This window comes from Ruegeria sp. HKCCD6647-2 (assembly GCF_057221075.1).
In genome coordinates, this window is record NZ_JBWVBD010000002.1 from 373,199 (window position 1) to 384,483 (window position 11,285).

The following is an 11,285-nucleotide window of genomic DNA, read 5'->3' on the forward strand; positions in this document are numbered from 1 at the left end:
GCGGGTATGCGCTGATGCGAGAACTAGATTTCTGCGCTGGGCCGGGCCTTGATGCTGTCAAACCAAGCTCGTGAGGCCGTATTTTCATCGGGAATACGCATCTTAATGACCCGGGCAAAATCAACGAAAACAAAGGCCGAGATATCGGCGAGCGAGAAGAATTCGCCAGCGACAAATGTGCTTCTTTCCAAACGCGTTTCCAGCAGTTCAAAGAACGCGTTGACCCGGTCGCGACCGCGATGTGCCAGTTCAGGAATCTGCGCATAGCTGACAGGGCCGGGAATGGCGCGGTTTTCGAAGGCGGGATGCGTGTTGCGCAGTGTCTCGGCAATCGGTGCGCCGCCTTGCTGTTCGACAATTGCGTTCCACATGAGCACGGCACCCTTCTCATCCGCGGTCTTGCCCATCAGTGAAGGCTCAGGAATACGCGCCTCGAGATAGGCCGCAATCCCCAGATTCTCCGTCAAAACGGTACCTTCGTCCGTCACAAGAACAGGGACGGTCGCTCTTGGGTTCACCGCCATGAACGCGTCACCCAGCTGCTCCCCTTTCGCGATTGAAATGTCGCGGGTTTCGATCTCAAGCCCTTTTTCCGCAATGAACATCCTGGCGCGGCGCGGACTTGGCGCGGTCGAGCAATCATAGAACAGCATTCGGGCGATCCTTCCTGAAGCAACATGCTGACAGGTTAGACCGTGAAAATTGTGTAAGGCGAGTCGCAGCCGGTGTGACGCGACGGCAGATCAGCGTTGATAGATGAAACAGCGCCCCTCGACTGCGCCATCGGGCAGCGGCACTTCCTTGAGGTTCGCGAAGTACATCCGGTCGCTGGATACCATCAACCCACCCGGCGCCAGCAGCGGTTCGATCAGAGGTGAGACCAGGCGGGCAAACACGTCGTTCTTATCGCGGTTGTGTCCACCAAGATCGGCGTGGATCAGACTGGCGGTCGCGCCAAACCGGTCAACCGACGCGGGAAGAGTATCCCTGACATCGCCCAGAATCACCTGATCATCCGGCGGCGTCGACTCCGGGTGCGAGGCGATGGCGCGTTCGAAGACATAGACGGGACGATTCCGGATGTGTTGCATCATGTGGTGGTAAGTGCGCCCGTTGCCCAGCCCCAACTCAAACACCGGACCAGCCTGATCTGCGGTCCGCGCAATGGCGTAATCCAGGCAGGCGCGTTGCGATACCATGCGGTCAATAAACAGATCCAGGCGACTTTGATTGTTGGGCACGGGCCAAACCTCTTGTTTTGTTCAAACGACACTTAATCGGTGCCGATCGGAGGCTTGATGACAAAATCTCAACACTTTGTGTAGTCGCACCGGTCCGGATTTCATGATTCCGCGACGTTTCTGCCCAATAAGGTGTTTGACTAGCCCGCCCCAACCGCGCGAAACTGCATCAAAAAAGACAGGGAGTTGAAACAGCCGATGTCAATCCACGGCCAGCCGGGTGGAAATCCCGAATGAACGCGTTGTTGTCCGTCCGTGATCTCAGCATCGGTTTTGGCGCGGGCGCCGACGTTGTTCAGAACGTCAACTTTGATGTCGATCCGGGACAAACGCTTGCCTTGGTCGGAGAATCCGGCTCGGGCAAAACGATCTCGTGCCGGGCCGCTCTGCGAATTCTTCCGCGCACGGCGCAAATTCGTAGCGGCACGATCACGCTGAACGACTCCAAGGGAACGGCGGACCTGACCGCAATCAGCGAACGTCAGATGCGTTCTGTTCGCGGAAACAGGGTTTCGATGATCTTTCAGGAGCCAATGAGATCGCTATCGCCTCTGCACAAAATCGGCAATCAGGTGAGTGAGGTTCTGTGGCTGCATCGCGGCGCATCAGAGGCGCAGGCCCGAAAGGAAGTTCTGACCCAGTTTGAACGGGTCGGCTTTCCGGACCCTCAACGGGCCTATGATTCATATCCTTTCGAGCTGTCTGGCGGGATGCGCCAACGGGCCATGATCGCGATGGCCATGGTCGCCAAACCCGAACTGCTGATCGCCGACGAACCGACAACGGCGCTTGATGTCACAACTCAAGCGCAGGTTCTGGGCCTGATCAAAGAGTTGCAGCTGGAAACGGGCATGGCCCTGATCCTGGTCACACACGACCTCGGCGTCGTGGCGAATATGGCCGAGCAGGTTGTGGTCATGCACAAGGGGCGCGTGATGGAATCGGGTCGGGCCGATCTGATCCTCAACGATCCCGCTCACCCCTATACGAAACAACTGTTCGATGCTGCGCCGGAAATCCCGGATCAGGAAGCTGTCGGCCTGCCAATGCCGGACGAGGACCTGATCCTTCGGATGACCGGAGTGTCCAAGACCTATACCATGCGGTCCTCCCGGGGGTGGAAGGCGGACAAGCTTATTCACGCCTGCCGGGGGGTGGATTTAAAACTGGCACGCGGAAAAACACTGGCGATTGTCGGCGAAAGCGGCTCCGGAAAGACAACGGCGGCACGAATCGCCCTTGGGGCCGAGTTGCCCGATCCCGGTGGTGAGGTTCTGTTCCGCACGTCGGCCGATGCAGAACCCATAACGGTGCACCGGATGACACGAGAGGAACGGACAGCCTTTCAGCGCAAAGCGCAAATGGTATTTCAGGATCCTTACAGTTCGCTCAGCCCACGAATGCGCATTCAGGACGCCATGACCGAGCCGTTGGAGATTCATCGCCTTGGCTCAGCCGCCGAGCAACGGGACAAAGCCGCTGATATGCTCAAGCGGGTTGGGTTGAATGCCGACATGCTCAAACGCTATCCGCATGCGTTTTCAGGTGGCCAGCGCCAGCGCCTGTCGATCGCACGCGCCATGATGCTGGATCCTGCCCTGATTGTGTGTGACGAGCCTACTTCGGCGCTGGATGTATCCGTTCAGGAACAGATACTGACCCTTCTTGAAGATTTGCAGGACAGTTTGAACCTGTCCTATCTTTTCATCTCTCACGACCTTGCCGTCGTGGCCCGCATCGCGGACGAGGTTGCTGTTATGCGTCAGGGACTGGTTGTCGAACAGGCACCGCCCGAGACGCTGTTCTATAATCCTCGCCACCCCTACACCAAGGCTCTGATCGCTGCTCAGCCTGAACCTGACATCAATCGCCCGATCAACCTCAAACTGGTTGCTTTGGGCGCAGGTTCGCCGGACAGTTGGGAAGACGCCTTTCGTTTCACGGACTCCATGCTACCCTCACTTGTAGAGATGGAGCCCGGCCATAAGGTACGTTGCCATGTTTAAGACCACTCGACATCTGTTTCTGGGGCCTGCGCTGGCCTTTTTGGGGATGCTGCCCGCTATGGCAGAGATTCCCGCAAATCTTCAGGAAAGCGCATTTTGGAAAGCCGAAGTCGACAGCGGCCACCTGCCGCCTGTCGCCGAGCGCGTGCCACAGGAACCGCTGATCGTCGATCTGGCAGCCAAGGGTCGTGAATTCGGCAAACCGGGCGGGACTTTGCGCACCATGGTCACACGATCCAAGGACATTCGGCAAATGGTTGTGTATGGTTATGCGCGTCTGGTCGGATTTGACCACAACTACGAAATTACTCCTGACCTGCTTGCCTCATTCGAAAACGAAGACAACCGCAAGTTCACTTTGCGCCTGCGTGAAGGGCATAAATGGTCTGACGGATCGCCATTCACGTCCGAAGATTTCCGTTACTGGTGGGAAGATGTTGCCAACAACGAGCTGCTCAGCCCGTCAGGCCCACCCGATTTCCTGCTGGTTGAGGGCAAACCGCCTGTCGTGACTTTCCCTGATGACAAAACCGTAGTTTTCGAGTGGGAAAACCCAAACCCGAATTTCCTGCAATCTTTGGCGCAGGCCCGACCACCGTTCATCTATCGACCATCTGCGTTTCTCAAACAATATCACGAAAAATTCGCCGATCAGGAAGAACTGGCCTTCCTGGTCGAAGATGCCCGCGTCAAAAGCTGGGCCGCGCTGCACAACAAACTGGACAATCTCTATAAGTTCGACAATCACGAACTGCCGACGCTGCAACCCTGGCTAAATGCAAGTTCTGGCAAAAAGATCCGGCACAACTTTGTGCGCAACCCTTATTATCACCGCATCGACAGCAATGGCGTGCAACTGCCTTATATCGACGTGGTCGAAATGGAAATCGTGGCCCCCGGACTGGTCGCCGCCAAAACCAACGCGGGCGAAAGCGACCTGCAGGGGCGCGGCTTGGCGTTCCGCGATGCTTCGATCCTGAAAAAGGGCGAGGCCGAGGGCAATTACAAGACGCTGCTCTGGAAGACAGGCGTCGCATCGCAGATCGCCATCTATCCCAACCTGAACTTCGAAGACGAAACCTGGAGAGAGGTCCTGCGCGATGTCCGCGTGCGGCGCGCCTTGTCGCTGGCGATAGATCGCAAGACCATCAATCAGGCGCTGTACTTCAAACTGGCGCAACCGGGTGCCATGTCCGTTCTGCCTGCATCCCCTTTCTATGATGCAGAGAATGCCAAGGCCTGGGCGCAATACGACATCGACATGGCAAATGCCCTTTTGGACGAGGTCGGCCTGACCGAACGGAACAGGGACGGTATCCGAATGCTGCCCGATGGCCGACCGATGGAATTTGTCATTGAAACGGCCGGGGAACGGCAAGAGGTCGAAAACGCCCTGCAAATCGTTACCGATACGTGGCGCGAGATCGGTGTGAAGCTGGTGATGCGCCCGCTGGACCGGGACATCCTGCGCAATCGCGTCTTTTCAGGCAGCACCATGGCCTCGGTCTGGTTCGGCTGGGATGACGGTATTCCGCAATACCATACTTCTCCGGCTTACCTTGCCCCGACCGATCAGGTGTTTCTGGCCTGGCCCAAGTGGGGACAACATTATCAGACCGGTGGCGACGCCGGCGAGCCGCCCGACATGCCGGAAGCCGAGCGCCTGATGCAGCTTGCGCATGACTGGGAAGTTGCAACAACGGACGAAGAGCGCACCGCCGTCTGGACGGAGATGCTGAAAATTCACGCCGATCAGTTATTTGCAATAGGTATCCTGAACGGTGCACCTCAGCCCATCGTCGTTTCGAACCGGCTGCGCAATGTTCCTGAACAGGCCATGTGGGCCTGGGAGCCCGGCGCCCATTTCGGCATCCACCGCCCGGACGAGTTCTTTTTCGCCGACTGACTAGGAGCAGCTAAATGATCATGCTCCGCTATGCGGTGTATCGCTTTTTCACCATGCTGCTGACGCTTCTGGTGGTCTCGGTTCTGATCTTCGTGATCATCAACTTGCCACCCGGTGACTACCTCAGCAATCAGATCGCGGAATTGCAGGCTTCGGGCCAGTCCGCAGGCGTGGCCAAGGCCGAGTTTCTGCGCAAGGAATACGCGTTGGATCGGCCAATGTGGGAGCAGTATCTGATCTGGGTCGGATTTTGGCCCGGCCCCCATGGATTTGAAGGGCTGCTGCAAGGTAACTACGGCTGGTCATTCGAGTTTGACAGACCAGTATCCGAAATCGTTGGCGACACTCTCTGGCTGACCGTCGTGGTCAATCTGGCCGCCATCCTGTTCGTCTATGCCGTTGCCCTGCCCCTCGGCGTCCTTGCCGCAGCAAGGTCACGCACGTGGATCGATTATACCTCGGCTTTCGTCGGTTACCTTGGTCTGGCCACGCCGAACTTTCTGCTGGCCTTGATCCTGTTTTATTACGGGCACCGCTATTTCAACCTGCCCATCGGCGGACTAATGGACCCGGTCTATGAAGGTCAACCGATGAGCTGGGACAAGCTCAAGTCCATTCTCGTGCACCTGATCGTGCCCACCTTTGTGATCGGCACCTCAGGAGCATCAGCAATGATGCAGCGTCTGCGCGCGAATATGCTGGATGAGCTGGGCAAACCCTACGTGGAAACCGCGATTGCCAAAGGCATGGCACCATCTCGGATGCTGACGAAATACCCGCTGCGCGTTGCTTTCAACCCGTTTGTTGCGGACATCGGCAACCTGCTGCCGTCGATGGTATCGGGATCGGTTCTGGTATCGGTCGTGCTGGGATTGCAGACCATTGGCCCGACCCTGCTGACCGCGCTCAAGACCCAAGACCAGTTCCTGTCCGCCTTCATCCTGATGTTCGTCGCGCTGCTGACCCTGATCGGCACAATGATCTCGGACATCCTGCTGGTCATGCTGGACCCGCGCATTCGATATGAGGGGCGCGAAGCATGACCAAACAACCTGATGGTCGCTATGTCGACGACGCTCCCTTTGATCCGCAGGCGTCTCTGCAACAACTTGAACGTGCCGATCTGGACGCCCCGAACTGGGTATTGGTCTGGCGCAAGTTCAGGACCCACAAGCTGGGCCTGATATCCGGTGTTTTCTTGCTGCTGTGCTATCTGATGCTGCCGTTCGCGGGGTTCATAGCACCCTATGGTCCGAACGACCGAAACGGCGAACATCTTTATGCACCGCCTCAGTCGGTGAACTGGTTCCACGATGGCGAATTCGTTGGCCCGTATGTTTATCCAATCGTGGCCGAGGCAGACCTCGAGACCTTCCAGTGGAAATTCGTACCCGATACCGAAGACCCCCGACCGATCCGTTTCTTCTGCGAGGGGTCCGAATACAAACTGGCAGGTCTGATCCGTTCGGATACCCATCTGTTCTGTGCCCCCGAAGGCGCAACCCTGTTCCTGTGGGGGTCGGACAGGCTTGGACGGGACGTATTCAGCCGTATCCTGTACGGCGCTCAACTATCACTGACCGTCGGCCTGATCGGCATATCTGTCTCGTTCTTTCTGGGCATCCTGTTCGGATCGCTGGCGGGATATTTCGGCGGCAAGATCGACTGGGTCATAAACCGGGTGATCGAAATCCTGCGCTCATTGCCCGAGCTGCCTCTGTGGCTGGCTCTGTCCGCCGCGGTGCCTTCGAACTGGAGCCCGGTCGCCGTCTTCTTCATCATCTCGATCATCCTCGGCATCCTTGATTGGCCCGGCCTCGCCCGCTCCGTGCGTGCAAAATTCCTGTCCCTTCGGGAAGAGGAATATGTGCGCGCTGCCGAGATGATGGGCGCCAGTTCCGGTCGCGTGATCCGCAAGCACCTGCTGCCGAACTTCATGTCACACCTGATTGCCTCGGCAACTTTGTCGATCCCCGCGATGATCCTGGGGGAGACGGCCCTCAGCTTCCTTGGCCTTGGTCTGCGTGCGCCTGCAGTCAGTTGGGGTGTCATGCTGAATGACGCACAGAACCTCGCATCAATCGAAATCTATCCCTGGACCGCTATCCCGATGCTGCCGATCATCATCATCGTGCTGGCCTTCAACTTCCTGGGCGACGGGCTGCGCGACAGCCTGGACCCCTATCAGCAATGAGTCTGCTGGCATCTCTCCCTGCGGCCGACACCTATGAGGTGAAAGGGACAGGTGCCCGCCCCAGTGCCTTTGCGGTCTCAGAACTGGCAACCGCCAGCTTTGCGACTGTCGGTAAAGAACTCTCGCGCCTTTCGGTGGACCTGAACCTGACCGACAAGCCGCCAAAGGTGGCCGTTGATCACCGGCTCGCCTCTTTGTGGTTCGGGTATTCGTTCAAACCGGACGGGTGGGAAATGCCTGGTCTTTGGGACGCCATCGCGGGTGACTATCGGGCATCTGACGGCTGGATCAGACTTCACACCAATCTGCCACATCACCGCGCTGCAGCGTTGAAAGTTCTGGGCGTCAAAGCGGATCGAAACCTCGTCAGCGAAGCGGTAAAAAGTTGCCCGATTTCCGAGCTGGAAACGGCAATCGTGGCCGAGGGCGGCGTCGCCGCAGCCATGCGCAGCCGGTCCGAGTGGCAGGATCATCCACAAGGCCGCGCCGTGGCGCGCGATCCGCTGATCGGCTGGCAGGGGCCACGCAGCATCACGCTGCGCGAACGCCCGCGGGCGACAGCCGAACGCCCCTTGGCGGGTCTGCGCGTCCTTGACCTGACACGTGTGCTGGCGGGGCCAGTCTCCACGCGTACCCTTGCCGGGTTCGGCGCCGACGTACTCCGCATCGATCCTCCTGGTTGGGACGAACCCGGTGTGATCCCGGACATCTCGCTTGGTAAAACATGCGCCTATCTGGACCTGAAATCGCCTGTGGGGCTTGACCAGTTGAAAGATCTGCTGGCGCAGGCTGATGTTTTCGTCCACGGCTATCGCCCCGGTGCGCTGGATGCACTTGGACTGAATAAATCCCAGAGGGACACGCTGGCCCCCAACCGTATCGAAGTGACACTGGACGCCTATGGCTGGCAAGGCCCATGGGCTTCGCGGCGTGGCTTTGACAGTCTTGTCCAAATGAGTTCCGGGATCGCGGATGCAGGACGCGACTGGGCTAAGTCTGACAAACCGACGCCTCTGCCCGTACAGGCTCTGGACCATGCAACCGGTTACTTCATGGCTGCGGCGGTATTGTCAGCTTTGGCTGAGGCCGCATCGCAAAACGCCGTGATGGATGCCCGGCTGTCGCTTGCCCGTACGGCCGAATTGCTTACCAGCCTCGCCAAATCCAGCGCTGGAGATGACATCACGGATGCAGCACCCGACGATTTCGACCGGACAATTGAAACATCCGGCTGGGGACCCGGTCACCGTCTGAAACCCGCTTTGAACGTCGGTGCCGCAAACATGCACTGGTCTCTTCCAGCCTCAAAAACGGGAACGTCTGAACCGGTCTGGCCCTCTTTGAAATCCTGAGCAATCGCCGTGCGGAACGCACGGCCCGGCCCAACGCTTTGACCGGCGTCTCGCCAGAGACGCAGATCAAAGGGGCGGGAGACCACCCTATCGGTCATCCCCGCCAGCCGGGCCGATTTCGTCCAGCATGTCTTCGTCTATGGCGGCCTGCACCGCCCCTGTCACCGCTTCGCGCTGCTTCGGTGTCAGATCGTCGGTATCCTTTCCGTCCGCCAACCGTACGGTGACTTCGCGGTGCGCAAAGCGGATGCCTTCGCGCGCAAACAGTTCGCGGATTTCCTGATACACTTTCTTGCGCACCAGCCACTGATCACCCGGCTTCGTCATGAACTTGACCCGGATGATCATCGCCGAATCCTGCATCTCGATCACGCCCTGGGACTTCAGCGGCTGGATGAAATTGTCTCCGATGACCGGATCGCTCAACAGTTCCTGACCAAGCTTCTTGATCAGCTTGCGTACCTTCTCGACATCTGTGTCATATGTCACACGCAAAGGCAGCTTCATGATCACCCAGTCGCGAGAGTAATTTGTCAGAACCTTGATTTCGCCAAACGGGATCGTGTTCAACGCGCCCAGATGGTGCCGTAACTGGAACGACCGAACCGAGATTTTCTCGACCGTCCCCTTCACATCCCCGATGTCGATATACTCACCCTTTCGGAACGCGTCATCCATCAGGAAAAACGCGCCCGAGAAAATATCCCGAACCAGCGTCTGCGATCCAAAGCCGACGGCCAGACCAACGACACCGGCGCCAGCGAACAACGGGCTGACATTGATGCCCAATTCCATCAGCACGATCAGAACGATCGTGACAACCACGACCGCAAGGATCGCCCCCCGAAACAACGGCAGCAACGTAGCCAGTCGGCTCTGTCCACCTTCGCCGCCTTCATCGCCCAACTCGGCTTCCGCTGCTCCATCGTCGGATTCCTCGGCGATCTTGCTGTCGATCCAGATGCGGAAGAAATGAAACAGAATGTAACCGATGAAGATGATGACCATCACATCAAGGGCGCGTTCGACCGGCAGTTCCTCGCTCCAGTCCGCGTCCGGATACCAGATCACCACCAACGCATAGGCGCCGATGACAAAGGCCAGAATTCCGGCAACCCTGCGCGCCAGATCTTCGTATGTCAGCAGATAGTGCTTTCTCTGCTCAGCTTCGGGGGTTTCAGCGATTTCGATTTCCTCATCGCTGTCGGCGCCCTCTGCATTCATCTCCTCAATCTTGCGAGAGCGATCGAAGTAGCGCTCCAGAAAGTAGTTCATCGCGCCATATGCGATGACGACAGACATGAAGATCAGGTATGTGCTGGCAATCAGAGGGATCGGCGTCGGGTTTTCAAGCGCCAGATCGACCGCCAGCCGGAACCAGCTGAACACGATATAGACGATCAGCGCAGGTGCCCACCCGTACGAGACGACCCGCAGAATCCAAGACACCTGATCCGCCGCGCGTCCGCCCCGGATGGCATTCGAAATCGCCCGCGCATTGAACAGGATCATCAGGATATTGCCCAACGCACCGAGCATCGTCAGCACGCCGTAAACCATGGCGTAGACGTTGTAATTCAGTCCGAAATCCGCCACCCAGGTCGAAAACATCACGACCGAGATATCAAAAGTGGCCAGAGCGGACGCCCAAATATACAGCCGCTTTGCATCCCGGTCTGAGAATGGCGGTAGTCGATATTGGCTCAGATACGGTGACAGGACCATTCGCCACAAGTCAGACACGGTGCGCGACAGGAAGAAGGCGGTGAAAATGGCCGTTACCGTGAACTGTATCGAGATGTCCTTTTCCGTTCCGATAAAGAACAACTCTCCGACGATATACGCCAGCACCATCGCGAATACCGTCGCACCAACCCCCATGAGGAAACGGAACACCAGAAAGGGCATTTTTTCACGATAACCTTGCGGGTTTTCCTTGATGCGCGACACCACATGACGGCGGGCAATGCGCTTTCCGTATATCTCGATCGACAGCCAGCGGCCGATCATCAGGAACAGGATCGCCCAGAGCAAAACCTCGACATAGGTCATGATCCGCCCGTCCGGGCTGGTTTGGCGCAGGACGTACTGAACTTCGAAGATCGAATAGGGCAAGGCCTGCAAGCGAGAGTCGAGCGATGCGCGGAATTTCGAAAGCCGCTCCTGCGCCTTCATCAGTTGCGACCCTTCGCCCATTGGGTCCGCAGATGCATCTTCGCCGGTTCCGCTGGTCTGCTGGCCGGTGGATGAAACGACCTGACCAGCACTGTCGATCACGATTACGCTCGCGCCCGCCTCGGAGGCAGCGCGGATCGCTGCAGCCAGATCTCCGTCGGATGTGGCAGTGGTCTCTTCGGTCGTGCCGGATGGGTAACCAGGTATCAACGACGTCTGCGCCGCAACTTCTTTTGCAAGGCCCAAAGCCGCCAGCCAGAACACCAGGATCAGCCCGGCAAGATAGTTCATTTTCATAGTATGTTGCATCCAGTTCGCAGTTGTCAGGCAGATTACAGAAGCCATGAAGCCTGTACAATCTTCTGCGTGCAGCCCCTGAATATGTGCTTTGCTCCAGTTCCTGCGGCGGCT

Annotated in this window: 8 protein-coding genes; 5 read left to right on the forward strand and 3 right to left on the reverse strand. The window is 57.9% G+C overall.

From position 1 onward, the window contains the following. Positions 1 to 23 precede the first annotated feature (23 nt). Positions 24 to 653, reverse strand: coding sequence for a glutathione S-transferase (locus AC2TDJ_RS07875; protein ID WP_480840929.1), 630 nt, complete (start codon positions 651 to 653; stop codon positions 24 to 26). Positions 654 to 743: 90 nt separating this feature from the next. Continuing rightward, a complete protein-coding gene (locus tag AC2TDJ_RS07880) occupies positions 744 to 1,241 on the reverse strand; it encodes a class I SAM-dependent methyltransferase (protein WP_480840931.1) in 498 nt (165 codons plus the stop codon). A 233-nt stretch (positions 1,242 to 1,474) separates the two neighbouring features. Between AC2TDJ_RS07880 and AC2TDJ_RS07885 the strand changes: the two genes are divergently transcribed. From AC2TDJ_RS07885 to AC2TDJ_RS07905, 5 genes are read left to right on the forward strand one after another with little or no spacing between them, the layout of a single operon-like run. Beyond that, positions 1,475 to 3,247, forward strand: a complete 1,773-nt coding sequence (locus tag AC2TDJ_RS07885) for an ABC transporter ATP-binding protein (RefSeq protein WP_480840933.1) — start codon at positions 1,475 to 1,477, stop codon at positions 3,245 to 3,247. After that, entirely contained in the window at positions 3,240 to 5,153 is a 1,914-nt protein-coding gene (locus AC2TDJ_RS07890; protein ID WP_480840935.1) for an ABC transporter substrate-binding protein, read from the forward strand. The genes AC2TDJ_RS07885 and AC2TDJ_RS07890 overlap by 8 nt, the downstream gene beginning before the upstream one ends. A 14-nt stretch (positions 5,154 to 5,167) precedes the next feature. After that, positions 5,168 to 6,196 (forward strand): ABC transporter permease, encoded by a 1,029-nt coding sequence (locus tag AC2TDJ_RS07895; RefSeq protein WP_480840937.1) that lies wholly within the window; start codon positions 5,168 to 5,170, stop codon positions 6,194 to 6,196. Next, positions 6,193 to 7,347, forward strand: coding sequence for an ABC transporter permease (locus AC2TDJ_RS07900; protein ID WP_480840939.1), 1,155 nt, complete (start codon positions 6,193 to 6,195; stop codon positions 7,345 to 7,347). Before AC2TDJ_RS07895 ends, AC2TDJ_RS07900 begins: the two co-directional genes overlap by 4 nt. After that, positions 7,344 to 8,699, forward strand: coding sequence for a CoA transferase (locus tag AC2TDJ_RS07905; RefSeq protein ID WP_480840941.1), 1,356 nt, complete (start codon positions 7,344 to 7,346; stop codon positions 8,697 to 8,699). The genes AC2TDJ_RS07900 and AC2TDJ_RS07905 overlap by 4 nt, the downstream gene beginning before the upstream one ends. Before the next feature lie 87 nt (positions 8,700 to 8,786). On the opposite strand, the gene AC2TDJ_RS07910 is transcribed toward AC2TDJ_RS07905, so the two are convergent. After that, complete coding sequence (locus AC2TDJ_RS07910; protein WP_480840943.1) at positions 8,787 to 11,171, reverse strand: mechanosensitive ion channel family protein; 2,385 nt, start codon at positions 11,169 to 11,171, stop codon at positions 8,787 to 8,789. Positions 11,172 to 11,285 lie beyond the last annotated feature (114 nt).

Excerpts from the sequence above, each read along its gene's own strand:
- AC2TDJ_RS07875 (WP_480840929.1), bottom strand. The coding sequence starts at position 653 with ATGCTGTTCTATGATTGCTCGACCGCGCCAAGTCCGCGCCGCGCCAGG.
- AC2TDJ_RS07885 (WP_480840933.1), top strand. The coding sequence starts at position 1,475 with ATGAACGCGTTGTTGTCCGTCCGTGATCTCAGCATCGGTTTTGGCGCG.
- AC2TDJ_RS07890 (WP_480840935.1), top strand. The coding sequence starts at position 3,240 with ATGTTTAAGACCACTCGACATCTGTTTCTGGGGCCTGCGCTGGCCTTT.
- AC2TDJ_RS07895 (WP_480840937.1), top strand. The coding sequence starts at position 5,168 with ATGATCATGCTCCGCTATGCGGTGTATCGCTTTTTCACCATGCTGCTG.
- AC2TDJ_RS07900 (WP_480840939.1), top strand. The coding sequence starts at position 6,193 with ATGACCAAACAACCTGATGGTCGCTATGTCGACGACGCTCCCTTTGAT.
- AC2TDJ_RS07905 (WP_480840941.1), top strand. The coding sequence starts at position 7,344 with ATGAGTCTGCTGGCATCTCTCCCTGCGGCCGACACCTATGAGGTGAAA.
- AC2TDJ_RS07910 (WP_480840943.1), bottom strand. The coding sequence starts at position 11,171 with ATGAAAATGAACTATCTTGCCGGGCTGATCCTGGTGTTCTGGCTGGCG.